At 72.8% G+C, this 26320-nt stretch carries 24 protein-coding genes and 2 tRNA genes; 18 read left to right on the top strand and 8 right to left on the bottom strand.

Translation table 11 applies throughout. The annotated features are described in order from the left end of the window. Positions 1-61: 61 nt before the first annotated feature. From ACN27A_RS14290 to ACN27A_RS14270, 5 genes are all read left to right on the top strand, one after another. Positions 62-3187 (top strand): non-ribosomal peptide synthetase, encoded by a 3126-nt coding sequence (locus ACN27A_RS14290; RefSeq protein ID WP_421453448.1) that lies wholly within the window; start codon positions 62-64, stop codon positions 3185-3187. 44 nt (positions 3188-3231) lie between these two features. Further along, positions 3232-4215, top strand: a complete 984-nt coding sequence (locus tag ACN27A_RS14285) for an aldo/keto reductase (RefSeq protein WP_132239265.1) — start codon at positions 3232-3234, stop codon at positions 4213-4215. 58 nt (positions 4216-4273) lie between these two features. Beyond that, complete coding sequence (locus ACN27A_RS14280) at positions 4274-5011, top strand: hypothetical protein (protein ID WP_421453445.1); 738 nt, start codon at positions 4274-4276, stop codon at positions 5009-5011. After that, entirely contained in the window at positions 5008-5865 is an 858-nt protein-coding gene (locus ACN27A_RS14275; protein ID WP_421453442.1) for a family 3 encapsulin nanocompartment shell protein, read from the top strand. The genes ACN27A_RS14280 and ACN27A_RS14275 overlap by 4 nt, the downstream gene beginning before the upstream one ends. Positions 5866-6188: 323 nt before the next feature. Further along, a complete protein-coding gene (locus ACN27A_RS14270) occupies positions 6189-7358 on the top strand; it encodes an MFS transporter (protein ID WP_357578326.1) in 1170 nt (389 codons plus the stop codon). 145 nt (positions 7359-7503) lie between these two features. Here ACN27A_RS14270 and ACN27A_RS14265 read toward each other — a convergent pair whose 3' ends face one another. The 4 genes from ACN27A_RS14265 to ACN27A_RS14250 form a co-directional block, all read right to left on the bottom strand. Beyond that, positions 7504-8601: an NAD(P)/FAD-dependent oxidoreductase gene (locus ACN27A_RS14265; RefSeq protein ID WP_421453439.1), complete on the bottom strand. Its 1098-nt coding sequence runs from the start codon at positions 8599-8601 to the stop codon at positions 7504-7506. A gap of 163 nt (positions 8602-8764) precedes the next feature. Next, positions 8765-9988: a S8 family peptidase gene (locus ACN27A_RS14260; protein ID WP_421453436.1), complete on the bottom strand. Its 1224-nt coding sequence runs from the start codon at positions 9986-9988 to the stop codon at positions 8765-8767. Between the two features lie 118 nt (positions 9989-10106). Further along, positions 10107-13037 (bottom strand): Hsp70 family protein, encoded by a 2931-nt coding sequence (locus tag ACN27A_RS14255; protein ID WP_421453434.1) that lies wholly within the window; start codon positions 13035-13037, stop codon positions 10107-10109. A gap of 106 nt (positions 13038-13143) precedes the next feature. Beyond that, positions 13144-14010: a sigma-70 family RNA polymerase sigma factor gene (locus tag ACN27A_RS14250; RefSeq protein WP_421453431.1), complete on the bottom strand. Its 867-nt coding sequence runs from the start codon at positions 14008-14010 to the stop codon at positions 13144-13146. A gap of 146 nt (positions 14011-14156) precedes the next feature. Between ACN27A_RS14250 and ACN27A_RS14245 the strand changes: the two genes are divergently transcribed. Then, positions 14157-14621, top strand: coding sequence for a carboxymuconolactone decarboxylase family protein (locus ACN27A_RS14245; RefSeq protein WP_393172040.1), 465 nt, complete (start codon positions 14157-14159; stop codon positions 14619-14621). A gap of 51 nt (positions 14622-14672) precedes the next feature. Here the strand turns inward: ACN27A_RS14245 and ACN27A_RS14240 are convergent, their stop codons facing one another. After that, positions 14673-15092, bottom strand: coding sequence for an ASCH domain-containing protein (locus ACN27A_RS14240; protein WP_421453429.1), 420 nt, complete (start codon positions 15090-15092; stop codon positions 14673-14675). Between the two features lie 99 nt (positions 15093-15191). Here ACN27A_RS14240 and ACN27A_RS14235 point away from each other — a divergent pair, with 99 nt between their 5' ends. The 6 genes from ACN27A_RS14235 (at position 15192) to ACN27A_RS14210 (ending at position 19478) form a co-directional block, all read left to right on the top strand. Further along, a complete protein-coding gene (locus ACN27A_RS14235; RefSeq protein WP_421453427.1) occupies positions 15192-16427 on the top strand; it encodes a hypothetical protein in 1236 nt (411 codons plus the stop codon). A 56-nt stretch (positions 16428-16483) separates the two neighbouring features. Then, the gene (locus ACN27A_RS14230) at positions 16484-16804 is read left to right on the top strand and encodes a hypothetical protein (RefSeq protein WP_421453424.1); all 321 of its coding nucleotides are present in this window, start codon (positions 16484-16486) and stop codon (positions 16802-16804) included. 30 nt (positions 16805-16834) lie between these two features. Continuing rightward, positions 16835-16966 (top strand): hypothetical protein, encoded by a 132-nt coding sequence (locus ACN27A_RS14225; RefSeq protein ID WP_421453422.1) that lies wholly within the window; start codon positions 16835-16837, stop codon positions 16964-16966. Positions 16967-17031: 65 nt separating this feature from the next. Beyond that, the gene (locus tag ACN27A_RS14220; protein ID WP_421453420.1) at positions 17032-17547 is read left to right on the top strand and encodes an LD-carboxypeptidase; all 516 of its coding nucleotides are present in this window, start codon (positions 17032-17034) and stop codon (positions 17545-17547) included. Then, entirely contained in the window at positions 17541-18053 is a 513-nt protein-coding gene (locus ACN27A_RS14215; RefSeq protein ID WP_421453417.1) for a hypothetical protein, read from the top strand. The genes ACN27A_RS14220 and ACN27A_RS14215 overlap by 7 nt, the downstream gene beginning before the upstream one ends. Positions 18054-19346: 1293 nt before the next feature. Next, positions 19347-19478, top strand: coding sequence for a hypothetical protein (locus tag ACN27A_RS14210; RefSeq protein WP_421453414.1), 132 nt, complete (start codon positions 19347-19349; stop codon positions 19476-19478). On the opposite strand, the gene ACN27A_RS14205 is transcribed toward ACN27A_RS14210, so the two are convergent. Together ACN27A_RS14205 and ACN27A_RS14200 are read right to left on the bottom strand one after the other, a co-directional pair. Next, entirely contained in the window at positions 19475-20176 is a 702-nt protein-coding gene (locus ACN27A_RS14205) for a hypothetical protein (protein ID WP_421453411.1), read from the bottom strand. The two genes, ACN27A_RS14210 and ACN27A_RS14205, sit on opposite strands and share 4 nt — an antisense overlap. A gap of 115 nt (positions 20177-20291) precedes the next feature. Further along, positions 20292-20365, bottom strand: a tRNA-Gly gene (locus tag ACN27A_RS14200). 180 nt (positions 20366-20545) lie between these two features. Between ACN27A_RS14200 and ACN27A_RS14195 the strand changes: the two genes are divergently transcribed. The 6 genes from ACN27A_RS14195 (at position 20546) to ACN27A_RS14170 (ending at position 26047) form a co-directional block, all read left to right on the top strand. Beyond that, positions 20546-20619: transfer RNA gene (locus tag ACN27A_RS14195), tRNA-Pro, on the top strand. 136 nt (positions 20620-20755) lie between these two features. After that, positions 20756-22102, top strand: a complete 1347-nt coding sequence (gene tig / locus ACN27A_RS14190) for a trigger factor (protein ID WP_132239241.1) — start codon at positions 20756-20758, stop codon at positions 22100-22102. 169 nt (positions 22103-22271) lie between these two features. Next, entirely contained in the window at positions 22272-22913 is a 642-nt protein-coding gene (locus ACN27A_RS14185; RefSeq protein WP_421453408.1) for an ATP-dependent Clp protease proteolytic subunit, read from the top strand. A gap of 10 nt (positions 22914-22923) precedes the next feature. After that, on the top strand, positions 22924-23586 hold the full coding sequence (locus ACN27A_RS14180) for an ATP-dependent Clp protease proteolytic subunit (protein ID WP_132239239.1): 663 nt from the start codon (positions 22924-22926) through the stop codon (positions 23584-23586). 218 nt (positions 23587-23804) lie between these two features. Then, a complete protein-coding gene (clpX, locus tag ACN27A_RS14175; protein ID WP_132239237.1) occupies positions 23805-25100 on the top strand; it encodes an ATP-dependent Clp protease ATP-binding subunit ClpX in 1296 nt (431 codons plus the stop codon). Positions 25101-25249: 149 nt separating this feature from the next. Further along, entirely contained in the window at positions 25250-26047 is a 798-nt protein-coding gene (locus tag ACN27A_RS14170) for a carbon-nitrogen hydrolase family protein (RefSeq protein ID WP_421453406.1), read from the top strand. Between the two features lie 3 nt (positions 26048-26050). On the opposite strand, the gene ACN27A_RS14165 is transcribed toward ACN27A_RS14170, so the two are convergent. Further along, on the bottom strand, positions 26051-26278 hold the full coding sequence (locus ACN27A_RS14165; protein ID WP_421453404.1) for a hypothetical protein: 228 nt from the start codon (positions 26276-26278) through the stop codon (positions 26051-26053). Positions 26279-26320 lie beyond the last annotated feature (42 nt).

The following is a 26320-nucleotide window of genomic DNA, read 5'->3' as shown; positions in this document are numbered from 1 at the left end:
GTCGGATTCGTCCCGTCCGCAGCATGACGACAGGCCTGCGGGCACGGGGACAGGAGGCGTGATGAGGGCGGGCGACACCGGATCCACGGCGGCGGTTACCGTCTCCGACGGGCCCACCTGCCGGTGCACCGCCACCACTGCGGCGGCCGCCGGGAAGGCGTACGACGACCGGCCCTTCCTGGCCGTGCCCGGCATGGTCGAGGAGCGCGTCGACCGGCACCCGCACCGCCGGGCGGTGTCGTTCCGGGGCCGCTCGCTGACGTACCGCGAACTCGACGACCTGGCCAACGGCGTCGCCGCCGCCCTCACCGGGCGGGGCGTCCGGCGGGGCGACGTGGTGCCCGTCCTGATCGCCGACGGGCTCGAACTGCCCGTCGTCGACCTGGCGCTGATGAAGCTCGGCGCGGCCTTCGTGCCCGTCGATCCCGGCTGGCCGGCGGACCGGCTGCACGCCGCGCTGCGGGAGGTGCGGCCCCGGCTCGCGGTGGTACGCGGCACCGGCCCGCGTCCCGACACCGGCGACGTCCCCTGCCTGCCCGTCGACCTCGACGGGATCGTCCCGATCCGTCGCCGGCCCGGCGTGCCGATCGGCCCGGCCGACCTGATCTACGGCATCTTCACCTCCGGCACCACCGGCACCCCGAAGTGCGCACTGAACCGGCACGACGGCATCGCCAACCGGCTGCGGTTCATGACGCGGCACTTCGCGGCGACCGGCGACGAGGTGGTGCTCCAGAACAGCCGGCACACCTTTGACTCGTCGGTGTGGCAGATGTTCTGGCCGCTGACCACCGGTGGCCGCACCGTGGTGCCGGTCGAGGGCGGGTTCCTCGACGTCGAGCGGACCATCCGGACCATCGCCGACGAGACCGTCACGATGACCGACTTCGTGCCGAGCGTGCTCGGCGCGCTGGTGTCGGTCCTGGACCGGGACCCGGCGGCCCGGCGTGCCGTCGCCTCGCTGCGCAACGTGATCGTCGGCGGCGAGGAGATCGACCCCTGGGCGGTGCACCGGCTGGTCGAGTTGGTGCCGGGCGTGGCGGTCACCAACGGCTACGGCCCGACCGAGGCGTCGATCGGAATGATCTTCCACACCGTCGCCCGCGGCGACGGCGACGTCATCCCCATCGGCCGGCCCATCGACAACTGCCACGCCGCCGTCGTGGACGACGAGCTGCGCCCCCTGCCGCCGGGCGAGACCGGCGAGATCGTCATCGGCGGCGTGTGCCTGGGCGAGGGCTACCTCGGCGACCCGGCCCGCACCGCCGGAGTGTTCGTGCCCAACCCGCTGCCCGACATCCCGGGCGCCCGGCTCTACCGCACCGGCGACCTCGGCCGGATCGCCCCCGACGGCCGGCTGCACTTCGCCGGCCGCCGCGACCACCAGCTCAAGGTCAACGGCGTCCGGATCGAGGCCGGCGAGATCGAGACCGCCGCCACCCGGCTGCCCGGCGTACGGCTGGCGAAGGTCCTGCTGGCCCGCGAGCACCGGGGGAAGTCGCTGGCCCTCTTCCTCGCCGCCGACCCCGAGGTGACCGAGCCGCAGGTGCGGGCGCACCTGCGCGGGCTGCTGCCCCGCACCCACGTGCCCCGGCACGTCGTCGTGCGCGACGCGCTGCCGCTGACCGGCAACGGCAAGGTCGACCGGCAGGCGCTGGAGGCATGGCTGGACCGTACGCTCGCCGACCGGACCCGCCCGTCGGCCGCGCCCGCCGAGGCGCGGACGCTGGCCGAGCGGGTGCTGGGGGTCTTCCGGACGGTCCTCGGCCGGCCCGACCTCGACCCCGACACCGACTTCCTCGACGCCGGGGGCGACTCGCTCCAGGCCCTCGACGCGGTCACCGCCCTCGGCGCGGACCAGAGCGTGCGCGTCGGCGTGCAGGACCTGTTCACCCACCGCAGCGCCGCCCGGCTCGCCCGGGCGCTCGCCGTACGGCTGCGTACGGCCGACCCCACCGAGACCGAGGACGAGCTGGTGGAGCGGGACGCGAAGATCCCGGCCGACCTGCCCGTACGCCCCGTCGGCCGGCGCCGGGCGCCGCGTACGGTCCTGGTCACCGGGGCCACCGGCTTCGTCGGCGCGCGACTGGTGCACGAGCTGCTCGCCACCACCGACGTCCGGGTGCTCTGCCTGGCCCGCGCGGCCGACGACGCCGAGGCCACCGCCCGCGTCGTGGGCGCGCTGGCCGAGCGGGGCCTGTGGCGGCCCGGCCACGGCCCGCGCCTGCACGGGTACGCGGCCGACCTCGGCAGCCCGGCCCTCGGCCTGACCCCGCAGGCGTGGGACCGGCTGGCCCACGACTGCGACCTCGTGCTGCACGCCGGGGCGCTCGTCAACTTCCTGTTCGACTACCGGGCCCACCGCGCCGCGAACGTCCTCGGCACCGCCGAGCTGCTGCGGCTCTGCCTGACGGGACGGCCGAAGCCGCTGCACCACGTCTCCACCCTCGGCGTTCTCGACAGCGAGGCCGCCCGCCATCCGCAGCCGCTGCCCGAGACGTACGACCCGGCCCTCGCCGTCGCGCCGACGAGCGGCTACAGCCGGTCGAAGTGGGTGGCGGAGCGGTACGTCGACGACGCCCGGCGGCGCGGCGCGACCGTCACGGTGCTGCGCCTCGGCGAGGTGATGCCCGCGGCCGACGACGGCCACCCCAACCCCCGGGCCCTGACCCACCTGCTGCTGGCGGCCTGCCACCGGCTGGGGATGCGGCCCGACGCGCCCGTGCGCTCCGACTGGACGCCGGTGGACTGGGCCGCCCGGCGGATCGTCGCCACGGTCGTCGACCCGCGCCAGTGGGGCGGCACGCTGCACGTCCTGCACCCGGTGAGCGTCGACTTCACCGACCTGCCGCTGGGCGGCGCGGACGCCCTGCCCCGGGTGAGCTGCGCGCGGTTCCTGGCGGGGCTGCGCGAGGCGGCGGACGGGGGCGACCGCGACGCCGCCGTGCTGCTGGCCCTCTTCCCGCCCGGCGCGGGCGCCGACGAGGAGCGGCTGCGCGCGGTCTTCGCGAGGCTGCTCACCGACAACCCCCGGCTCTTCCGGCGCGACGGCTGCGCCGAGTTGGAACGCCGCCGGGGCTTCACCGACCACCGGCTCGGCCCGTCCGTCGGCGCCTACCGCGCCTGGCTGGGCGCGCACGAGGGGCGGGAGGCCGACCGGCTGCTGCTGCCGGCGGGACCAGGGTGAACGGTCGCGCGCGACGCGATTTCCGGCACGGATGAGGGAGTGGAATGCGATACCGCAGGATGGGTCGGCTCGGCTGGCAGGTCAGCGAGGTCGGATACGGGATGTGGGGCATCGGGGGCGGACCCGGCGGCTTCACCGGCTGGGACTACGACACCGCGCCGGCCTGCCTGGACGAGGCGGTGGAACGGGGCTGCAACTTCTTCGACACCGCCTGGGTCTACGGGCGGGGCGTCAGCGAGCAGCTCCTCGGCGGCCTGGTGCGCCGGCACCCGGACCGCCGGCTGTACCTGGCCACCAAGATCCCGCCGAAGAACCGCGAGTGGCCGCCGGGCCCCCAGGACACCCTGGACGACGTCTTCCCGGCCGAGCACATCCGCGAGTTCACCCACCGCAGCCTCGAGAACCTCGGCGTGGACCGGATCGACCTGCTCCAGTTCCACGTCTGGGAGGACCGGTGGGCCGCCGACGGCCGCTGGCAGGAGGCCGTCGCGGACCTCAAGCGGGAGGGCGTGGTCGACGGCGTCGGGATCAGCGTCAACCGGTGGGAGCCGACGAACTGCCACGCCGCCCTCGACACCGGCCTGATCGACGTCGTGCAGGTCATCTACAACATCTTCGACCAGGCACCGGAGGACGAGCTGTTCCCGCGCGCCCAGCGCGACGACATCGCGATCATCGCCCGCGTCCCGTTCGACGAGGGGACGCTGACCGGCACGCTGACCGCCGACAGCACCTGGCCGGAGGAGGACTGGCGCAGCACGTACTTCGGGCCGGAGAACCTGCTGCCCAGCGTGGAGCGCGCCGAGCGGCTGGCCGCCGACGTGCCGGCCGGGATGACCATGCCGGAGCTGGCGCTGCGGTTCATCCTGCACCACCCGGCGGTGAGCACGGTGATCCCCGGCATGCGCCGCGTCGAGCACGTCCGCGCCAACCTGGCCGTCAGCGACGGCGTACCGCTGGACGCCGGGGTGCTGGACACGCTGCGCGGCCACCGGTGGGACCGCAAGCCCACGTCGTGGTCGCAGTGATCGCGCCCCGCCGCGGCGCCGCCCCGGGGCGGCGGGAGACGCGGTACGGGAGGCCGGCATGCCGGTGATCGCCATGTGGGCGCATCCCCGGGCGCTCTCCACCGCGTTCCTGCGCATGATGATCGCCCGCGGCGACGTCACGGTCGTCCACGAGCCCCTGGTCACCCTCGTCGACGAGGGGCACGTCGAGCTGCCCACCGCCGACGGCGGCACCGTCACCGTGACCGACGCGGCCGAGGTCGTCGCGCACCTGACGGAGCTGGGCCGGGACCGGACCGTGTTCGTCAAGGACACGCTCGAGTACCGCTACCGGCACCTGTTCGACGACCCCGGGGCGGTCGCCGACGTCACGCACACGTTCATCGTCCGGGAACCGGCCCGCACGATCAGCTCGCACTACGCGATCAAGCCGACGGTGACCTGCCCGGAGATCGGCTTCGAGCACCAGTGGGAGCTGTTCGACCTGGTCAGCCGGACCGCGCACCGGCCGCCGGTGGTGATCCGGGCCGAGGACCTGCTGCGGCACCCCGCCGAGACGGTGTCGGCCTGGTGCGAGGCCGTGGGACTGCCGTTCCTGCCCGAGGCGCTGAACTGGGCGCCGGGGGAGCGCACCGAGTGGCGGCGTACGCGCAAGTGGCACCTCGACGTCGAACGCACCTCGGGCTTCTCGCCGGTCGAGAAGTCCTTCGAGACGACCGTCGCCAACAACGACACCCTGCGGTCGTACCACGACCACCACCAGCCCTTCTACGAGCGGCTGATCCGGCACGCCATCTCCATCGGGGAGGACTCATGACCATCACCACCGCGCCACCCGTGACCGCGCCGTCGACGCTGTCGCCCGGTGAGCTGTTCGCCCGCGCGTACGCCGACGATCCCGCCGGCGCCGAGGTGCGCTTCGACTACACCATCACGGACGCCTTCCAGCCGACCAAGGAACGCCCCCGGGTGACGGTGCGCAACCTGTTCCGCAAGCGGCCGGTCGGCATGGAGCCGGTCCGGTTCTGGTCCGAGGGTCGGCCCGACGCGGGCGAGGCCGCTGCCGTGCACGAGTCGGGCCTGCGCCGGGAGGCCGCCTTCCGGTTCGGCACCGCCTCCGCCGGGGTGCACCCGATCCGCGCCTGGGTGCGCATCCCCGAGGAACTCGCCGACGACCCGGAGGCGCTGGCCTCCTTCATCGACTACCGGCTGCTGGTCCGCCTCGCCACGGCCGAGAACCAGGCGCTGACCATCGGCGAGGGCGGCCTGCTGCGGCATCCGGAGATCGGGCGGCTGCCGTACCGGCACGACTGGCTCAGCGGCCTGCTCGCCGCCTGCGACGAGATCGAGCAGACCGGGGCCACCCCGCACGCGATGATCGTCAACCCGCGGGACTACTACACCCACCTGCTCGGCAAGGGCTCCTTCCTGACGGACCTGACCCGCAACGGCGTCCAGATCAGCCGTACGCGGATGGTGGCGCCGGGCGAGGCGGTGGTGGGTGACTTCGCGATGGCGGCCCGCCTGCTGGACGCGGGGCGGTCCGCGATCCGCGTCGACACCCCGCCGCCCGGCACCCTGTCCACCGACGGCCCGGCCGTCTGTGCCGAGATCCACGAGGGACTGGCCGTGCACCTGCCGACCCACTTCTTCCACGTCGTACCGGCCTGACCCGTCCCGCGCGGCTCCTTCCGCGGGCGACCGCCACGGCGGTCGCCCGCGGCGTGCTGTGGGCGCGGCTGGCCGTGCAGCCGAACCCACGCCCGCGCGGGACCGGCTCGACGGCCGGCACCGGCCGCGGCCCGCCCGCTGAGCGTCCGGTGGATCGTTCTGCTTCGATGCCGCTATCCTGAGCGCGAGGTGCCCGGCCGGCCTTCGGTCTGCCCGGTCGCTGGTCGATCCACTAAGGACTCGACCTGCGTCGGCAACCGCGACGCCGGACCACCTCGCCGCCCAGCAAGGCCTCACGGAGCACGGGCTAGGAGCGTCACCGCATGACCACGACCGGCGGGAAACTATCGTTCTACCGGCCCATCGTCCCGCTCTTCGCCGCGATCTTCCTGTGCCTGCTCGGCGTGGGCGCGTCCCTGGCGGTGCTGCCGTTCTACGTCCTCGACGAGCTGGGCGGCAACCGGGTCCAGGTGGGGGTGGTGATCGCCGCGATCGCGGTCTCCGCCGTGATCGCCCGGCCCATCGCCGGCCGGGTCGGCGACCGGCACGGGTACCGGACGGTGATGCTGGGCGGGGCGGTGGTGTGTGCCGCCGCCGGGGCGGCCTACCTGGTGGCCGGCAACGTCGGCGTGCTGGTCGGCGTCCGGGTCCTGCACGGGATCGGTGAGGCGGCCGTCTACACCGCCGGCGCGGCCTGGCTGGTGGCGCTGGCGCCGGCCGACCGGCGGGGCCGCGTCGTCGGCCTGTACGGCATCTACATGTGGCTGGGCATCACGCTGGGCGCCCTGCTCGGCGCGGTGCTGCTGCGTACCTCCGGTTATCCGGCGGTGTGGCTGTTCGCGGTCCTGGCGGCGGCCGTCGGGGCCGCGCTCGTCGCCACCCGGCCGCGGCCGCAGCAGGCGAGCCCGGCGGGCCGGGCCGGCATCCTGCCGCGCAGCGCGGTGGCGCCCGGCGTCGCGCTCTCCCTGGCCGGGTTCGGCTACGCCGCGCTGGCCGCGTTCGTGGCCCTGCACATGGCCGAGCGGGGCATCGAGAACGGCATCGTCGCGTTCAACGCGTTCGGCTTCACCTACGTGGGGGTCCGGCTCGTCGTGGGCGGGCTGCCCGACAAGCTCGGCGCCGGCCGGGTGGCCGTCGGGTCGGCCCTGGTGGAGGCGGTGGGGCTGCTCCTGGTCGCGGTCGCGCCGAACCTGCTGGTCGCGGTCCTCGGCGGGCTGGTGATCGGCGCCGGGCTCTCGCTGCTCTTCCCGGCGCTGGCCCTGTTGGTGATCAACCGCACGGACCCGGCCCACCAGGGGACGGCGCTCGGCGCGTTCACCTCGTTCTGGGACATCGGCCTGGTGGCGGGGGCGCCGCTGGCCGGCCTGGTCGCCAGCATGGCCGGCTACCCGGCGGTCTTCCAGGTGATGCTGCTGGCGGCGCTGCTGTCGGCGGCCCTCTCGGCGTGGACGATGCTGCCCCGCCGCTCCCCGTTGAACCAACACTCCGGCTGACCTCCCGCCCACCTCCACGCCCCGCTGATCATGAGGTTGGCGGCGAAGTCGATCTCCTCGGCTGCCGCCAACCTCATGATCGACCCGGGCGGGTGGGTGGGCGGGTGGGTGGGTGGGCGGGTGGGTAGCGGGTGGGCGGGGCGGGTCAGGGGAGGCGGGACGGCGACAGCGGGGTGGGGTCGACCGGGGGTGCGGCGTCGACCGCCAGCGCGGCGAGCAGGGCGCCCGCCGCCGGCGAGGTCTGGACGCCGTAGCCGCCGAGCCCGGCCATCCACAGGAAATCCGGCGCGTCGGGCGCCGGGCCGATCACGGGCACGTCGTCCGGGGCGGAGGTCCGCAGTCCGGCCCAGGGCTGGTGGACGCGGCGGATGTCCAGTGTGGTCGCCGCCTGCACCCGGTCGGCGCCGATCGCCACGTCGAGGTCGTCGGGGCGGGCGTCGCCCGGCGGCGCGGGAGTGGTGTCGCACGGGGAGACCAGCAGACGCCCCGACTCCGGCTTGAAGTAGAAGGTGCCGTCGACGTCGTTGACCATCGGCCAGTCCCTCGTAGCGACGCCGGCCGGCGCGTCCACCAGGAAGGCGGTGCGCCGCAGGGGCGTCAACCCCGCCGGTCGTACGCCGGCCGCCGCCGCGACCTCGTCGGCCCAGGCGCCCGCCGCGTTGACGACGACCCGGGCGCTGAACTCGCCGGCGTCCGTGCCCACCTGCCAGCCGTCGCCGCCGCGCCGCAGCCGGCGCACCCGCGCGCCGCACACGACCCGGCCGCCGGCCGCCCGGATGCCGCGCAGGTAGCCCTGGTGCAGCGCGGCGACGTCGAGGTCCCGCACGGCCGGCTTCACCATCGCCCGCCGGCACCACTGCGGCCGCACGACGGGGCAGTGCTGGGTCAGGTCGGCGACGTCGATCTCGCGGGCCGGCGGGTCCACCTCGGCCCCGTCGCGCAGCGCCGCCTCGAAGGCGTCCTCACTGCCCGGTGGGCAGAGGCTGAGCGTGCCGCGCGGGGTGAGCAGCGGATGCTCGGCGAACCCCGGCGGCGGCGCGGTGAGGAAGCCCCGGCTGGCCCGGGTCAGCGCGCGCACCGCCGGCCCGCCGTAGTACTCGGAGAACACGGCGGCCGAGCGGCCGGTGGAGTGCTGGCCGGGGACCTGCTCCATCTCCAGCAGCACCACGGTCCCGTACGCGGCGAGGTGGTGTCCGGCGCTGGCGCCCGCGATTCCGCCGCCGATGACCAGATAGTCGATCATCGATTGAACTTAGTCGGCGGGCCCTGCACGGACAAGGCCCGCCGAACATCGATCTTCCCGCCGCAGCCGCAGCCGCAGCCCTCACCCGCGCCCCCGCAGCCGGAGTTCACGGCCGCGGGGGCGCGGGTGAGCCGTGCGGTCCGCCGGTGCGGCGGGCCGCGTGTCAGGGGCCGCAGTAGAGCAGGCGGTTCGGCGTGCCGCTGACCACGCCCGTCACCACTCCGGTCGTCGCCCTGCCGACCAGGTACGCGGCCACCTGCGCGGGGCTCCAGGTCGGATTTGCCGAGAGGGCGAGCGCGGCGCAGCCGGTGACGTGCGCGGCGGCCATCGAGCTGCCGCTGATGGTGGTCACCGCCGCGTCGCCTGTGTGCCAGGTGGAGGTGATGTTGGCGCCGGGGGCGAAGAGGTCGATGCAGCTGCCGTGGTTGCCGCTCGGCATCCGGGCGTCGGTGCTGGTGGTGCCCGCCACGGTGAGCGCCGCCGCGACCCGCGCCGGGGAGTAGTTGCAGGCGTTGGCGTTCGAGCTGCCCGCCGTGACCGCGTAGGTCACCCCGGACGAGATCGACCGGTTCACCGCGGCGTCCAGCGCCGTGCTGGCGCCGCCGCCGAGCGCCAGGAGCGCCACCGCCGGCCGCACGGCGTTCGCGGTGACCCAGTCCACCCCGGCGATCACCTGGGAGAAGGTGCCGCTGCCGGCGCAGTTGAGCACCCGTACCGGCCGCAGCTGGATCTCCTTCGCCACCCCGTGCCGGGTGCCGCCGATGGTGCCGGCCAGGTGGGTGCCATGGCCGTTGCAGTCGTCCGCCGGGCCGCCGTCGACGAGGTCGACGCCGCCGCCGGCCCGGACGCCGAAGTCGCCGTGCGTGCTCCGGATGCCGGTGTCGATGACGTACGCGTGCACGTTGTGCGCGGTGTTCGGGTAGGCGTACCGGCCGTCGAGCGGCAGGTTGCGCTGGTCGATGCGGTCCAGGCCCCACGACGGCGGGTTGAGCTGCACGCCCGGCCCGACGAGGGTCACCACCCGGTCCCGCTCCACGTACGCGACGGCCGGGTCGGCGGCGAGCCGCCGGGCGGCCCGCTCCGGCAGGTGCGCCACGAATCCGTTGAGCGCGTGCCCGTAGACGCGGTCGACGGTGGCCCCGTAGCGGTCGGCCAGCCGCCCGGCGGCGTCCGCGACGGTGGCCCGCCGGTCGCCGGCGCGTCCGGTCGCGTCGTCCCTGAGCACGACGACGTATCCGTCGGTCACCGCGTTCGGGGCGTCGGCGTGCAGGATCTCGCCGGTGGCCGGGGCGGCCGCCGCGGGGGTGCCCATCGCGGCGACGACCGCAGCGGCGGCGAGTACGCCCACCGTCCGGGCCCGCCATCGCCGGGTACGGGGAATCGTCATCTGCCGGTCCTCCTCCTGTCGGCCCCGCGCCGGCTCGTGACCGGACGCGGAGCAGCCTGGCCGTTGAGAGGAGGCTATCGGCTATATAGATCCATCTGAATGCCTGTCGGAGTGTCGGCTACCCGGCGAACCGGTAGAGCACGAATCCGTACGGGGACTCCGCCCCGGCGTCCCCGCTCTGCCTGCCGGCACCGCAGGCGATCACGCTGGTGTTCCACGAGCACGTGTCGCTGCGTACGTCCGCCAGCTGGCCCAGCTCGGCCACCTCACCCGAGCCCACCGACAGCCCGGCGACGCTGCGGTCGTCCTCGACCGAGCTGGGCGGGTCGGCGAGGAGCAGCAGGTTGCCCCCGTCGAGCCGGACCGCCACCCCGCGACGGTCGGCGAGCACGGCGCGACCGTCGGGGCCGAACAGCGTGCCGGCCGACTCCGGGGTGGTCCGCCGGGCGAGCAGGTGCTCGCCGAGCGGCACCAGCATTGTTGCTCCCGGCGCCTTCCAACTGGTCCACTTTTCCTCGGTCGCGGCCACCACCTCGGCGGTCTCGTCGTCGCCGCCGGTCACCTCCAGCAGGCACGCCCGCCGCTCGCCGCAGGACACCAGCGCCTCCGGGCGACGCTTGTCGTCCCTGGCCGTGTACAGCACCTTCGGCTGGGCGTCGCTCGTCAGGTCGTACGCGAGCAGCTGGTAACCGGCGTCGTCGCGGGCCACGTAGAGGCGGTCCTCGTGCGCCACCACCAGGTCGTCGTGATCGGCCACCCCGGCGCGGGTGCGGACCACCCGGCCGCTGCCCATGTCGACCAGTCGGACCGACCGGTCCGCGCCCACCTGCACGATCCGGTCGACCTCGCCGCGCCAGGGATCGCGCGGGGAGCCGTCGAGAAAGGCCGGGCCGCCCAGGGCCTTGTCGGTGGTGACCGGGTGGACGCTGGTGCGGGTGTTGTCGTACTCGTCGCGCGGGCTGGGCTGCGACCAGACCTCCCCGCCGTCGCCGAGACGCAGCCCGACGAGCCGCTTCCCGGCGTGGTCCACCTGCACCGCGACGCCGTCGCCGAAGATCACGTCGTCGTTGCCCAGGATCGCCCGGCGCCACCGCTGGTCGCCGGAGGCGCCGCCGAGCAGCACGAGGTCCCGGGGGGTGTCGTCGCCGATGGCGTCGGCGAAGACCGCGACCGCGCCGGGCAGGGCGACGATCCCCTTCCACCGCTCGGAGGACACCGCGGTCTGCTTGCGCCACTTCACCGCGCCGGTGCCGGCGTCGACCGCCACCACCTCCAGCCGCCCGTCGCCGAGCGGATAGCCGAGATAGGCCCGCTGCCCGAGGACCGCGGTGAACATGTCCGCCGGTCGTTCCGTGCCGGCGGGCACCCGGGTCAGCTGGTCGACGGTCCGGAACTCCAGGGCGGGGTAGCGGTCCCGGGTCAGGTACAGCGCCGCCGCCGTCGCCACGCCGGCGAGCGCGAGCACGGCGGCGAGCGAGACCCACAGCGCCCGGCGTCGGGGGAGCGCCGGCCCACTCCGGCCGCCGCCGGGCGACGGCGACACCGGCGTGCCGGAGACGGGTAAGCCCGGCCACGCCCCCGCAGGACCACCATGGGGTACGCCCGGCGGTGCGTAGGCTGCCGCGCCGCCCGCCGGTGCGTAGGGTGCCGCGCCGCCCGCCGGTGCGAACGGGTCGGCCGGTGCCGTTGTGGCGGGCACGGTCGGGGCGGTCGACGGCCCGGCGACCATGGTCGGCGTCAGCCCGACGGGCAGGGCCGGCGTGACGCCCTCCGGTCCGGCGACGGCGGTCGGCGTGGGGACCGGGGCCTGTGGTGCCGGCGCGGCGGAATCGGGCGGTGGTGCTCCGGCCGGCTGCGCCGCAGCGGGGGGTGGCGCCGGTGCGGCGAAGGCGTCGGCGGCCCGGGCGCGCCGGGGCAGGGGCAGGTCGGTCAGCGCCCCCTCGGCCACCGGCAGCTCCGGCTGCTCCAGCACGGTCGGGGCGATGCCCAGTTCGGCGTGCAGCAGCCGGGCCACCATCGGCATCCGGGTGGCGCCACCGACCAGGAACAGGCCGGAGAGCTGCTGCGGGTCGAGGCCGGCCGCGCCGATCACGTCGCGGGTCACCGCCACCGCCCGGCCCAGCAGCGGCCCGGCCACCCGCTCCAGGTCGGCCCGGGTGAGCGTGACCGCCGCCTCCACCCCCGGCACGGCCACCGGCGCCGCCGGCACCCGCGACAGCATCTCCTTCGCGCCCCGGACGTTCTCCCAGAGCTCGTGCCGCTCCCGCCACTGCGTCGCGGACTCCGGGCGGGTCAGCCGCTCCCAGCGCGCCGGATGCGCCTCGGCCACCAGTTCGCCGAGCCGACCCAGCAGGGCGGCGTCCACGTCCAGGCCGCCGAGGTCGTCCGCGCCGCCCGCGGTGACGACCGTGAACCCGGAGTCGCCCCACGGGTCGGCGCCCTCGTTGCGCAGCACCGCGACGTCCAGCGTCCCCGCACCGAAGTCGAAGACCGCGATCGTCCCGCCCACCGGCACCGGGCGGCGCAGCACCTGCGTGTAGTAGCGGGCGGCGGCCACCGGCTCCCGCAGCAGCCGGGTGCCCGGCGGCGTGGGACCGGAGAGCGTGTGCTCGGCCGCCGACGGCCAGCCCGCCGTCGCCAGGGCGTCGGCCAGCACCTGGCGGCGGGCGGCGTCCCAGGTCGCCGGGCACGTCAGCACCGCCGGGGGCAGGAACCCGACCGCCTCGACGGCCGCCCGGGCCACCGCGTGCAGCGTCGCGGCCAGCAGTTCGGCCGGCGGATACCGGCGGTCACCCAACACGACCGCGGGCTCGTCGATGCGCCGCTTCGGGTTGGGCTCGTACCGGCCCGGATCGGTGCGGGCCAGCCGCTGGGCGTCCCGGCCGGCGTGCAGCAGCCCGTCCGCGTCGGCGTACACGCCGGAGGGGATGATCGGCTGGCCGTCCACGAGCAGTGCTCGGGTGTGCCCGTCGGGTCGGCGCAGCACGGCGACGGTGTGGGACGTGCCGAGGTCGACGCCGAGGGCGTACCCCTCGTGCTGGCCTGCCATCTGCCGTTACCTCCGCGGGACGAGGGGATGCCCGGCCCCGAATCGTACGCAGCAGCCGCACCAGCGCCGATCGCGCCCTGACGTGCGACTCAGGGGGCGCGGACCGTCACCCGACGACCAGGTCCAGGCCGGCGATCTGCTCGGGGTCGGCGACCACCTCGATGCCGAGGATCCGGTCGGTGACCACGAAGCTGAGCACCAGGCGGGTACGGCCGTCGACGAGCACCACCGCCCCCGGTGCGCCGTCCACGAACGCCGGGAGCGCCCCCTGCGCCTTGCCGGAGAAGAAGCTGGCGACCGTGGCCGAGCCGCGTGCCTCGCCGGCCCCGCCCATCCGCACGGCCGCCGCGTCGGAGCGCAGGACGACGTGCGGGTCGAGCAGGGTGAGCAGGTCGTCGAAGCGCCCCTCGCGGGACGCGGCGAGGAACGCCTCGACGGTCCCACGCTGCCGGGCCCGGTCGGCCTCCGGCGCCGGCGACCCGCCCTGCACGCGCCGGCGGGCCCGGCTGGCGATCTGCCGTACGGCGGCCGGGCTGCGGTCGACCACGGGCGCGAGCTCGTCGAAGGAGACCGCGAACATGTCGTGCAGCACGAACACGAGCCGCTCGGTGGGGCCGAGGGTCCGCAGCACCACGTCCAGCGCGCGCCCGACCGACTCCGTGAGCATCGCCTCCCGCTCGGGGTCGGCCTCGCCGTCTCCGGGCGTGGTCGACTCGTCGGCGGTCACGTCGGCGGGCCGCTCGTGCCGCGCGGCGCTGGAGCCCAGCCGGTCGAGGCAGACCCGCCCGACGGTGGTGGTGAGCCAGCCCGGCAGGTTCTCGATGCCGTCGACGTCGGCGCGGCTGAGCCGCAGCCAGGTGTCCTGGACCGCGTCGTCGGCCTCGGCCCGGGAGCCGAGCATCCGCTGGGCCACGGAGCGCAGCCGTTGGCGCTGCTCCTCGAAGCGCTCGGCGAGCAGGTCGGTGTCGCTCACGGCATCGCCATCCCGGTCGGCCTCCGGCCTTCGTGTGGCCCGGGTCACATCTGTCACGTCGCCCCTCCGGCTGTCGACAGCAGGGTGACGAAGAAGGAAGCGCTGCGGCGGGGGCGTCGGCAGCGTAACAGGAAGGACGGCACACGATGTCCGTACAGGCCCGTATGCAGAACCCCGCGACCCTGCTTCCCGATGCGGTGAAGGCGATCAATCTGCTCTACAAGGCGGCCCACTCGGCCGGGGTCCCGGGGAGCACCCTGGAGCTGGTCCACCTGCGGGCCAGCCAGATCAACGGGTGCAGCGCCTGCCTCGATTCCGGTGCCCGCAACGCCCGGAAGGCGGGGGAGACCGAGGAGCGGCTGTTCGCACTGGCCGCCTGGCGGGAGACGCCGTACTTCACCGACGCCGAGCGGGCCGCGCTCGCGCTCGCCGAGTCCGCGACCCGGCTCGCCGACCGGGCCGACCCCGTGCCCGACGAGGTGTGGGACGAGGCCGCCCGGCACTTCGAGGAGAAGGAACTGGCGGCGCTGGTGCTCTGGCTCGCCACGACCAACTTCTTCAACCGGTTGAACGCCACCACCCGCCAGCCCGCCCCGCAGAACTGGGGCTGAGCGGGCGACCGACCCGGGCGTACGGCGGGTGCCGCCGCACGCCCGGGTCGCTCAGACGGTGTGCACCAGCCGGAAGCGTTCGAGCAGCACCTCCGTGTCGTCGTCGACGGTGAAGCCCGGGTCGCCAAGCTCCGCGCGCACCTCCGCGCTGTGCCAGAACGTCTCGTGCCCGGCCCGCCACTGCGCCACCGACTCGTACCCTTCACCCTCGTCGAGGGCGTGTTGCAGGTCGACGTCGCCGAGCCGGACCACGCGTACCTCGGTCACCTCGATCACCGCGACCCGCCGGCCCGCCGAGTCGACCACCGCCGAGCGCTCACCCACCTCGGGCATCGGCTCGTCCGTCCGCTCGTAGCCGAGCACGAGGCTGGAGGTGGAGGTCTTCGCGCCGGACAGGATCGCGGCCACCAGCTGGTCCCGCAGCGGCCCGGGGAAGGCGAACTCCGCGGTGGGAAGATCATCAAGTTCCACGTCCGAAGGGTACGCGCCGGCGCCGCTCGGGGCGGTCGGGTTTCGTCGCCGACGGCGTCATCCACCGATGCCTCGCCTCGGCTCCGGTCTAATGGACCCATGTGCACGCGCCGAGCGTCGACCGTCGCGACCCTCCTCGCCGCGGCGGCCACCGCCATCGTCGCCGCCCAGACACCCGGCTGGCTCGCCGCGCAGCGCGACGCGGCCCCCGCCGACGCCGTCCCCAGCCGCGTACGGGACCCGTGGCTGTGGCAGGCGACCGTGGGGCAGCACCCGGTCGGCCCGGCCTCGGTGCTCTTCTTCACCGCGCACACCCGCTATCTCGAGTCCACCGGGGTCGTCGTCGGTCGGGCCGGCGGCTACCGGCTGTTGCCGATCAGCGTGGGGGAGACGCACGGGATGCTCTCGCCCGACGGCAGGTGGTACCTGCGTGCCGGTACCGGCAGCCTCGTCGACCTGCGGACGGGCGACGAACGGCCCGCGCACCGGCCGGGCCTGCGCCCGCTGGCCTGGTCGCAGCACGGCAGGCAGGTCCTGTTCACCAGGGACAACGACGACACCGTGATCACGTACGGGCCGGACAACCAGCAGCTCAACGACCCGTCGAAGCCCGACGACGTGCTCACCGTCGACCCCTGGAACGGGGCGGAGCGGGTGCTGCCGGTCGGCACGTTCGCCAGCCACAGCGCGGCGGCCTGGTCGCCCGACGGGTCCCTGCTGGCCGTGGCGGGCCGGGTCGACCCGGCCGCGGAGGCTTCCGAGCGGGAACGGCTGGTGGTGGTCGACCCCGTCGGGGGCGGGGTGCGGTGGCAGGTCGAGCTGGGCGAGCAGCGGCAGCTGGCCGGCCGGGGCGCCTGGAGCCCCGACGGCCGGCGGATCGCCGTGCTGGCATACGACGGCTGCGCCACCAACCGGTGCGCCGACACCGCCGAGATGCTCCGGCGCTCCTGGCGCATCGAGTATCTCGACGCGGCCACCGGCCGCCCGGTCGGCGACGCCACCCCTGTTCCCGGCTCAGCAGTGGAGCTGGTCGCCTGGCGGAACGGCGAACCGGTGGTGGAACGCCAGTCGCAGGAGCCGGACCACGCGAAGCGGCACACCGTTCTCGCGGCGGTTCCCGCCCAGGGTCGGGAGCAGGTGCTGCTGACCGCCCCGGAGGGCGTCAGCGACGTCGAGGTGCCCGGGGACCTGCTGGTCCGGGCCGCGTACGGTGGCCCGGAGCCGCGTCCGTCTCCGTTCGCCGCGCCGCCGTGGTGGTACGCCACGCTCGCCGTACCGCTGCCGCTGTTCGTCCTTGCGCTGGTTCGTCGACGCCGAGGTTCTCGGCACTCGTGACCTCAGGGAGCTCTGGGCCCGTCGACAGCCGGCTGGAGGTTTGCCACCATCGGCGGGTGCTCGGAAGGGAAAGGCCGGTGGTGGTTGCCGTCTGCGGATCTCCCGGAGCCGGAAAGACCACGGTCGCCATCGCATCGGCGCGCCGCCTCGGGCTACCGCTGCTGACCCGGGACGAGTTGAAGACCGGTCTCGGGCTGTCCTCCGCTTCCGTCACCCAGGGTGGCGACGTCCAGCTCGATTCCGATTTGTCGCACACGTTGCTCGATGCGCTGATCACGTGTGGCGCACGGGTGCTCGCGGTGCACGTCGTGGCCGACGAGGCAGTGATCCGCGATCGCCTCCGTGCCAGAGCGGTCAGCGGCGCCGCTGTCGATTAACAGCTCGAAGCCCAGTTCCAGCGAGGCGACATGCAGCGGTCGATCTTCGAGCCGCCGGACGGAGTCGACGCCGTCGTGGAAGTGGACACCTCAGACGAGGGGGATCCGGTCATCGAACCCATCGAGGAAGCGGTCCTCACCCTGCTCCGGTCGTCGCCCTGACCGTACGTTCCGGTCCAGGCGGTAAGTGCGTAGCGTGTCGTTGCGCGTGTTGGGACACTGCGCCGGTGACCGGATCTGCACTGCCTCAACTGCTTCGGCCTCGTGCCCTGAAGCCGGGGGATCTCGTCGTCATCGCATCGCTCTCCGGGCCGCTCCATGCCGCTTACGAGCCCGACCTCGAGCAGGCGATGGTCGTGCTCGAGCGGATGGGATTTCGCGTGCGTCGGGCTCCGCTACTCGAAGCAGGGCGCCACCACTGGTGGAGCGCGGCTGCGCCGGCGGAGATCGCCAGGGAATTCAATGCCCTTCTGCGTGATCCTGAGGTGCGCGCCATCATCGCGCATGACGGTGGTCAGACGGCGCTCGGCTATCTCGACCTGATCGACGTTGAGGCGATCGTTGCCGATCCAAGCCGATCCTCGGCTACAGCGACATCTCGCTGCTGCATCTGGTGCTCTACGCACGCACGGGACTGGTCGGGTTCCATGTCGACTTGGCCACGCCTGGACTCGGCGGGGCATGGCAGGTTGCGTCCGCAGCGCGCCGAGCGGAACTTGAAAGGCTTTGCTCGACGTTGCTGACCAGTACGGAGGCCATCGGTGCGCTGCCGACCACCCCCTCGTGGGAGTGCTGGCGTGCCGGTCGTGCCGAAGGCCGGCTGATCGGCGGGGTGATCAATCGGATTGTGCTGGCGCAGGCGACGCCTTACGCGCTGCCGCTCGAGTGGTTCGACGGTGCGGTGCTGTTCTGGGAGGAAATGGGCGGCCACGCGTCGTACGTGTGGAGCTATCTGCAGGTGCTGCGGCACTGCGGCATCCTCGACCGGATCTCCGGCATGGTCGTGGGCGTCCCGTACGCGATCGACGGGCTCGATGCGCCCGACGCGTCCCCCACCCTGCCCGAGATGGTCCTCGACGTCCTCGGTGAACGTGACATCCCGGTCCTGGGCAACGTCGAGTTCGGACACGCCGGCCCGAATCTGCCGATGCCGGTCGGCATCCACGTCAGCCTCGACGCCCAGCAGCGGACGTTGTCACTGCTCGAACCGGCGGTGCGGCCGCATGCGACAACGGGACCGCTCGGCTGAGCGACACGGATCGGTCTGGGTCACCGCCGAGTCGGCAGAGGTCACGGACGGCCGGGGAACGAACCATCGCCCACCGGCACCAGGACCGGCCTCGACGGCACGGCCGGCGCTACTGGCCCGCCGATGGCACGCGAAATCAAAGAGAGCTGAGACGAGAGCGGCCCAGGCTCGGCGAGAACGCCGCTGACCTGGTGCCGGTACTGCTGGAGCGGGCGACGAGAATCGAACTCGCACCGTCAGTAGGAAAGATCGTTTCCGGCTGTCCCGGTCTGCCTGTTATGCCTGGTCGGCGGCGGGGTACCGCTGCCCGCTGGTGACCGCCTACGGCACCGTCTTATGGCCCGTGGCTGGCACGGCTCGCCTGGGCGCGGTCGTCGGGCGTCGTACGGCAAGCCGCCCCGGCCTTCGGGCCGGGGCGGCTTGCCGTGGCGCCGGGTTGTCGCGCGCCTGAACCACGTACTTTAGTGGCAAACCGCGAAGCGGCGCGGCAGCGATTGCCGGGACCACGACGGCGGACGACCACCTACGCAATCGGCACGGCCATTTTCGTACTGCCTGCTGGTCGGAACCGGCTACCCTCCCAGCCGTGCGTGATGATCTATTCGTGCTTACCTGGCAGCAGCGACGGCAGGCCCGCACCGCTTGGCGTCGGGTGAGTGCCCAGCAGCGACGTGAGGCCGTACTGCGAGCGAAGGAGGGACAGTCAGCGCCGGATCCCAAGGTATCCGAAGCCGCCCGCAAGTACGGGGAGTATCTGCTGCATAAGAGCCGTTCGAACCGCCTACCGCGATGGCTGCAGCCTGCGGCGGGCGCGTTGGTAGCCGTCGTCGGAGTTCTTCTGGTCGCAGGTGTTGTCTCCTTCCCTGGCAGCCAGAGGGTCGGCGTGCTGTGGACCTTAGGAGGTCTCGTCGTCTTCCTTCTTGGACTGTTGAGCTGGTCTCAGCGCAAGTGGGGCCATCTACTCATTGCGGCGAACCCAGAGGAGTAGCGCGGCCGGGCAGTCTGGCACGCCGCCAACAACTCAGCCCGGCGCTCCTCAAGGCCATCGAGCGATTCCGGAGGGCACGCCGGTCTACGAGCGGCACCGCCGGACTGTCTCGGAGGCGGGGCCGGTGGACCTGGTCGCCACATTCGTGCCGGTGGACATCGCGGCCGGCACCGACATCACCAAGACGGACCCGATCGCGGCCTACTGAACCTCATCGCGCGTCAGAAGGGCCTACGAGCCGACCACGCACCCGAGCGGATGACGGCGTGCCGAGTGGACGAGGCCGAGGCTGAGGAGCGTTGGACATGGCGGCCGACGAGTCGGTGATGAGCATCGTCATCACCGTTCACCAGGCACCCGGCGACCCGATCATGACGTCGGTGCTGGTGATGCCCGGCAGCCGCCACGAGATCGAGGACACGTACGCGCTGTCCTAGCTGGAGCGGATCTGAGAGGTCGGGCAGTCGTAGATGCCTTGGGAGACCGGTTGCCAGGCGCCTTGGTCCTCGCGCGCGCTCAGTCGGTCCGCCTCACGGGCGGCGCGCACCAGTTGTTCGGTTGTGCGGGGGACAGCGGCCAGGAACACCGCGCCAACGTGGTGACAGAACATTGGACCGTAGTCGAGAGGCTGCAGCGGTTCGCCCGCGAGCGTGGCCAGGTCCTCCTTGCTCCAGCCCAGCGGCCCGGCCACCGCCTGTAGCTGCGTGAGTCGGTGCCATGCCCCGCCCAGCAGGCCCCTGATGGTGCTCATCGACAGACCGACGAATGGGAACTCCCGTACCCCGAAGCCGCGGTTACGCATAAGACCGTGCAGGACGGCCGGAAACGGCTCCGGGTCCGCCGGATCGCGAGCCGGCCGAGGCTCGGGCGCCGCGCCCTCATCCGGCATGGCGAGCAGAAACTCACGCAGGGCCGCCAGCTGTGGGTGGTTGCAGTACGTCACGCGGTAGACGAACGCGCGCATGATGCCCTTGTCGCGGTCCGGCGGCAGCAGGTGCCCCGGCACCGGATGGCCCGCGACCACGAGGACGTCGGCCACGGGCAGGCCGAGTTCGGCGGCGAGCGACTCTAGCTGCGGCGCGTCGTAGCCCCGGCCGTTGTGCAGGAGATCGCGCAGAACCTCGGTCCGCTTCATGGCGGTCACCGTACGGCGGCGCTACTGGCACGCCAGTGGCACGCAAGATCAAAGAGGGCTGAAACGAGAGCGGCCCAGGCTCGGCGGCAACGCCGCTGACCTGGGCCGGTCCTGCTGGAGCGGGCGACGAGAATCGAACTCGCACCGTCAGTTTGGAAGACTGAAGCTCTGCCATTGAGCTACGCCCGCGTGCGCCCCGCCATCGCAGGGCGCGCCGACAGCGTACCGAATGACCCGCGTGCTCCGCGCGGCCGTATCCCCGGCGGGGTGGTGTCGGAGCGTCGGATGTCCGGTTGGTCCCCCTTCGGCGCGTTGAGGGACGCCCCGGGACTTCCGGCGGGCCGCGACCGCATAGACTGCTCGTCGCCACGGGGTGTGGCGCAGCTTGGTAGCGCACTCGCTTTGGGAGCGAGGGGCCGTGGGTTCAAATCCCGCCACCCCGACTGTCGTCCGCGGCCGGTCGCCGGGGTCGCCCTCTGTGCGGTCCCCGGCCGCTGCCGGTGCCTCCGGCCGGCTCGCCTACACTCGATGGGCTTATCACGCCCAGACTAAAACCGAGATCCGTCAAGGAGTACGCCTGTGAAGAGCACCGTCGAGACTCTGAGCCCGACGCGCGTGCGGCTCGCCATCGAGGTGCCGTTCGTCGAGCTCGAGCCGAGCCTCAGGAAGGCGTACCGGGAGATCGGGCAGCAGGTCCAGGTGCCCGGCTTCCGCAAGGGCAAGATTCCTGCGGCCGTGATCGACCAGCGGGTCGGCCGGGGCACCGTCCTCAACGAGGCGGTGCAGGAGGCCATCCCGCAGAACATCCTCGCCGCCGTCCGCGAGCACGACCTGAAGACGCTCGGCCGCCCCGAGGTCGAGATCACCGAGTTCAACGACGGTGACTCGCTGAACTTCACCGCCGAGGTCGACGTCCGCCCGGAGATCACCCTGCCGGACCCGGCCACCATCGAGGTGACCGTCGACGAGCTCCAGATCGACGACAGCGAGATCGACGAGCAGGTGAAGAACCTGCGCGAGCGGTTCGCCACCCTGAAGACCGTCGAGCGGGCCGCCCAGGAGGGCGACTACGTCCAGATCGACCTGAACGCGACCGTCGACGGCGAGGACGTGCCGGGCGGCTCCGCCAGCAACATCTCCCACGAGGTCGGCAGCAAGCAGCTCCTCCCGGGCCTGGACGAGGCCGTCGTCGGCCTGGCCGCCGGCGAGGACACCAGCTTCACCACCCAGCTCGTCGGCGGCGACTTCGCCGGCCGCGACGCCGAGGTGGCGGTGACCGTCCGCACGGTCAAGGAGAAGGAGCTGCCGGAGCTCAACGACGAGTTCGCCCAGATGGCGAGCGAGTTCGACACCATCGAGGAGCTGCGCGGCGACCTGCGGGAGCGGGTCACCCGGGGCAAGCGGGTCGAGCAGATCTACGCGGCCCGCGACAAGGCGCTGGAGCAGATGGTGGCCGCCGCCGAGGTGCCGGCGCCGGAGGGCATCGTCCGCGAGGAGGTCGAGAGCCGCAAGCAGGCGATGGTCGACCAGCTCGAGCGGATCGGCGCCTCCCTGGAGGAATACCTCGCGGCCGAGGAGAAGACCGAGGAGCAGATCGACGCCGAGCTGACCGAGGCGGCGACCGAGGGCGTCAAGGTCCAGCTGCTGCTGGACACCCTGGCCGACGCCGAGGACGTACAGGTCTCCGACGACGAGTTCGGCCACGAGATCGTGCACCGGGCCCAGCGCGCCGGGATGGCTCCGCAGCAGTACTACGACCAGCTGGTCCGCTCGGGCGCGGCCGGCGCCGTCTTCGGTGACGTGCGGCGGGGCAAGGCCCTGGCCTCGGTCATGGAGCGCATCAAGATCAAGGACTCGGCGGGCAACGAGGTCACCCTCGACGCGCTGCGCGCCGAGAACGAGGCCGAGCACAACCACGAGCACTGACAGTGCGGGGAGGCCGCCGTCCGCCGCCTGCGGTGGACGGCGGCCGATTCCCTTTTCGGGTACGCCTCGGCGGTACTGCGCTGATAGCGAACACTGCCCGGACCGGCGCTCTGCCATCCGGCTGAGCGGTTAGTGTCGGGTAGGACGGTACGGAGAGCGAAGGGCTGCCATGACCGACATGCACATCCAAGCGAAGCCGCACCGGGCGATCGATGCCCGCGGTGGCGACACCATTGGCAACCTCGACGACTCGGTCTACAACCGGTTGCTCAAGGAACGCATCATCTTCCTGGGCAGCGAGGTGACCGACCAGGTCGCCAACCGCATCTGCGCGCAGCTCCTGCTGCTCGCCGCGGAGGACCCGGACCGCGACATCAACCTCTGGATCAACTCGCCGGGCGGTTCGGTCTACTCCGGCATGGCGATCTACGACACCATGCAGTTCATCGACAACGACGTCTCGACCGTGGCGATGGGCATGGCGGCGTCGATGGGTCAGCTGCTGCTCTGCGCCGGCACCAAGGGCAAGCGCTACGCCCTGCCGCACGCGCGGATCATGATGCACCAGCCCTCCGGCGGTCTGGGCGGCACCGCGTCCGACATCGCCATCCAGGCGGAGCAGATGCTCTACACCAAGCGGATGTTCCAGGAGCGGGTCGCGCACCACACCGGCCAGAGCCAGGCGCAGATCGAGGCGGACTCCGACCGCGACCGCTGGTTCACCGCCCAGGAGGCCCTGGACTACGGCTTCATCGACAAGGTGATCATCGGGGCCGCCCAGGTTCCGGATGGCGCCGGGACCCTGAGCTGAGGAGCTGACGATGACCGACCTGAGCCTGCCGCCCCAGTTCGCGGCCGTGCACAACCGCTACGTCCTGCCGTCGTTCGTCGAGCGCACGTCGTACGGGGTCAAGGAGTCCAACCCCTACAACAAGCTCTTCGAGGACCGGATCATCTTCCTCGGCGTCCAGGTCGACGACGCGTCGGCCAACGACGTGATGGCGCAGCTGCTGACGCTCGAGGGCACCGACCCGGACCGCGACATCATCATGTACATCAACTCGCCCGGCGGTTCGTTCACCGCCATGACGGCGATCTACGACACCATGCAGTACGTCCGGCCGGACATCTCGACGGTCTGCCTCGGCCAGGCGGCCAGCGCGGCGGCCGTGCTGCTGGCCGCCGGCACCCCGGGCAAGCGGATGGCGCTGCCGAACTCGCGGATCATCATCCACCAGCCGGCCACCGAGGGCGGCTACGGGCAGGGCTCGGACATCGAGATCCAGGCCCGGGAGATCCTGCGGATGCGCACGCAGCTCGAGGACATGCTCTCGCGGCACTGCAACCAGCCGATCGAGAAGGTCCGCAAGGACATCGACCGTGACAAGATCATGACGGCCGAGGAGTCCAAGGAGTACGGGCTGGTGGACACCATCCTCACCAGCCGCAAGAAGGGCCTGCTGGCGGCCAACGCCGCCAGCTGAACAGCTCGGGTCGCGGTCGGCCGGGAGTCCGCTCCCGGCCGACCGTCTGACACACCCGTTTTGGGGGTCGGAGAAACCCCCGCCAGCGGGTAACGTCGGGTCTGTGCCGCTCCACCGGTACGCCGGCGGGGTGGACGAGCGGGGTGAAACGAGGCGGACGCTTCCACGTCCGCAGGCGAGGGCCGGGTCTCCGGCCGACGAGTGCAGGGAGAACGTAGGTGGCACGGATCGGTGACGGCGGCGACCTACTGAAATGCTCGTTCTGCGGTAAGTCGCAGAAGCAGGTCAAGAAGCTCATCGCGGGCCCCGGGGTCTACATCTGCGACGAGTGCATCGATCTCTGCAACGAGATCATCGAGGAGGAGCTGGCCGAGTCCGGCGAGGTGAAGTGGGAAGAGCTTCCCAAGCCGATGGAGATCTGCCAGTTCCTCGACACCTACGTCGTCGGGCAGGACCAGGCCAAGAAGGCGCTCGCCGTCGCGGTCTACAACCACTACAAGCGGATCCAGGCCGAGGCGGCCGGCGCGCCGGGCTCCGGCAGTGACGCCGTCGAGCTGGCCAAGTCCAACATCCTGCTGCTCGGCCCGACGGGGTGCGGCAAGACCCACCTGGCGCAGACCCTGGCGCGGATGCTGAACGTGCCGTTCGCCATCGCCGACGCCACCGCGCTCACGGAGGCCGGCTACGTCGGCGAGGACGTGGAGAACATCCTCCTCAAGCTGATCCAGGCCGCCGACTACGACATCAAGCGCGCCGAGACCGGCATCATCTACATCGACGAGGTCGACAAGATCGCCCGTAAGTCGGAGAACCCGTCGATCACGCGGGACGTCTCCGGCGAGGGCGTCCAGCAGGCGCTGTTGAAGATGCTGGAAGGCACGGTGGCCAACGTGCCGCCGCAGGGCGGGCGCAAGCACCCCCACCAGGAGTTCATCCAGATCGACACCACGAACGTGCTGTTCATCTGTGGTGGTGCCTTCGCCGGGCTCGACCAGATCATCGAGGCCCGCACCGGCCACGGCGGCACGGGCTTCGGCGCCCGGCTCCGGTCGGTCTCCGAGCGGTCGACCGACGACATCTTCAGCCAGGTCATGCCGGAGGACATGCTGAAGTTCGGCCTGATCCCCGAGTTCATCGGCCGGCTCCCGGTGATCACCAACGTGCGCAGCCTCGACCGCACCGCCCTGGTGCGCATCCTCACCGAGCCGCGCAACGCCCTGGTCCGGCAATACCAGCGCCTCTTCGAGCTCGACGGCGTCGAGCTGGAGTTCGAGCCGCCGGCCCTGGAGGCGATCGCCGACCAGGCGATGCTGCGCGGCACGGGCGCCCGCGGCCTGCGCGCGATCATGGAAGAGGTCCTGCTCTCCGTGATGTACGAGGTGCCGAGCAACCCCGACGCCGCCCGGGTGCTGATCACCCGCGAGGTGGTGCTCGAGAACGTCAACCCGACGATCGTTCCCCGCGAGTTCACCGGCCGGCGTGCCCGGCGGGACCGCGAGGAGAAGTCGGCCTGATCCACCGCCGCCGCGCCCGACCGCTCCGGTCGGGCGCGGTGTCGTGTCCGGCCCGACCGACGCCGGAGGCTCGATCCACCCGTGGCCCGGGAGCCCCGCCACCGCTTCGACGCTGTCGCCGCGCCCCCTCCGGTCGTACGCTGATCCCCATGCGCGTCGCCGTCTGTCAGCTGAACTCGCGGGAAGACCGTAAGGCGAACCTCGCGGCTGCGGAGGACCTGCTGGAACGCGCGGCGGCAGCCGGCGCGGACCTGGCGCTCCTGCCGGAGTTCGTCGACTACCTCGGCCCCGCTGCGGGGCTCCCCGAACCGGAGCCGGTCGACGGCGAGGTCGGCCAGTTCTTCGCCGGCGTCGCCCGGCGGCTGGGCATGTGGCTGATCGCCGGATCGATCCACGAGCGCGGGCCGGATCCGGCCCGCACCTGGAACACCTCCCTGGTCTTCGACCGCTCCGGCACGCTCGCCGCCAGCTACCGCAAGATCCATCTGTACGACGTGGAGATCCCCGGCCGGGTCTCTTACCTGGAGTCGGCCACCGTTGCCCCGGGCGACCAGCCGGTGGTCGTCGACGTCGAGGGCCTTCGCGTCGGCCTGTCGATCTGCTACGACCTGCGGTTCCCGGAGCTGTACCGGCAGCTCGTGGTCGAGGGCGGCGCCCAGCTGCTCGTGGTGCCGGCGGCCTTCATGGTCCACACCGGGCGGGACCACTGGGAGGTGCTGCTACGCGCGCGGGCGATCGAGAACCAGTGTTTCGTCGCCGCGGCGGGACAGGTCGGCGACCACGAGCCGAGCCGGACCTGTTACGGACGCAGCATGGTGGTCGACCCGTGGGGGACGGTGCTCACCCAGGTGCCCGACGGCCCGGGCCTGGCCGTCGCCGACCTCGATCTCGACCGGCTGCGGACGATCCGCGCCGAGCTGCCGAGCCTCGCGAACCGCCGCCTCTGACGCTCACCCCTGAAGCAGTACGCCCAGCACGGCGAAGCCGGCGATCGCGGCGGCCGTGACCAGGAGTGCCGTCGTCATGCGGGACCGACCACGGCGGGCCAGCCGAGCTACCGAGACCAGGACGACGAAGACCACGAAGGCGCCGATGACCAGCTGCCAGAACGGCAGCAGCAGTCCCGTCAGCGCGTCCTCGGCGAGCACGGTCACCCGGGTGCGCGAGAGGTCAGCCATGACAGACACTCTGGCACGCCGGGACCGCCTTTGGACCCACGT

The organism is Micromonospora sp. WMMD737 (assembly GCF_049179055.1).
In the GTDB taxonomy this organism is placed as follows: domain Bacteria; phylum Actinomycetota; class Actinomycetes; order Mycobacteriales; family Micromonosporaceae; genus Micromonospora; species Micromonospora reichwaldensis.
Note: the sequence above shows the minus strand (reverse complement) of the source record. Positions and strands in the feature narration are given on the sequence as shown.

Bases quoted from the DNA above. Each gene is read 5' to 3' on its own strand.
- ACN27A_RS14205 (WP_421453411.1), bottom strand. From the start codon at position 20,176: ATGAAGCGGACCGAGGTTCTGCGCGATCTCCTGCACAACGGCCGGGGC.
- ACN27A_RS14285 (WP_132239265.1), top strand. From the start codon at position 3,232: ATGCGATACCGCAGGATGGGTCGGCTCGGCTGGCAGGTCAGCGAGGTC.
- ACN27A_RS14180 (WP_132239239.1), top strand. From the start codon at position 22,924: ATGACCGACCTGAGCCTGCCGCCCCAGTTCGCGGCCGTGCACAACCGC.
- ACN27A_RS14245 (WP_393172040.1), top strand. From the start codon at position 14,157: ATGTCCGTACAGGCCCGTATGCAGAACCCCGCGACCCTGCTTCCCGAT.
- ACN27A_RS14185 (WP_421453408.1), top strand. From the start codon at position 22,272: ATGACCGACATGCACATCCAAGCGAAGCCGCACCGGGCGATCGATGCC.
- ACN27A_RS14265 (WP_421453439.1), bottom strand. From the start codon at position 8,601: ATGATCGACTATCTGGTCATCGGCGGCGGAATCGCGGGCGCCAGCGCC.
- ACN27A_RS14275 (WP_421453442.1), top strand. From the start codon at position 5,008: ATGACCATCACCACCGCGCCACCCGTGACCGCGCCGTCGACGCTGTCG.
- ACN27A_RS14255 (WP_421453434.1), bottom strand. From the start codon at position 13,037: ATGGCAGGCCAGCACGAGGGGTACGCCCTCGGCGTCGACCTCGGCACG.
- ACN27A_RS14235 (WP_421453427.1), top strand. From the start codon at position 15,192: ATGTGCACGCGCCGAGCGTCGACCGTCGCGACCCTCCTCGCCGCGGCG.
- ACN27A_RS14165 (WP_421453404.1), bottom strand. From the start codon at position 26,278: ATGGCTGACCTCTCGCGCACCCGGGTGACCGTGCTCGCCGAGGACGCG.
- ACN27A_RS14290 (WP_421453448.1), top strand. From the start codon at position 62: ATGAGGGCGGGCGACACCGGATCCACGGCGGCGGTTACCGTCTCCGAC.
- ACN27A_RS14270 (WP_357578326.1), top strand. From the start codon at position 6,189: ATGACCACGACCGGCGGGAAACTATCGTTCTACCGGCCCATCGTCCCG.
- ACN27A_RS14210 (WP_421453414.1), top strand. From the start codon at position 19,347: ATGGCGGCCGACGAGTCGGTGATGAGCATCGTCATCACCGTTCACCAG.
- ACN27A_RS14170 (WP_421453406.1), top strand. From the start codon at position 25,250: ATGCGCGTCGCCGTCTGTCAGCTGAACTCGCGGGAAGACCGTAAGGCG.
- ACN27A_RS14260 (WP_421453436.1), bottom strand. From the start codon at position 9,988: ATGACGATTCCCCGTACCCGGCGATGGCGGGCCCGGACGGTGGGCGTA.
- ACN27A_RS14280 (WP_421453445.1), top strand. From the start codon at position 4,274: ATGCCGGTGATCGCCATGTGGGCGCATCCCCGGGCGCTCTCCACCGCG.
- ACN27A_RS14225 (WP_421453422.1), top strand. From the start codon at position 16,835: ATGCAGCGGTCGATCTTCGAGCCGCCGGACGGAGTCGACGCCGTCGTG.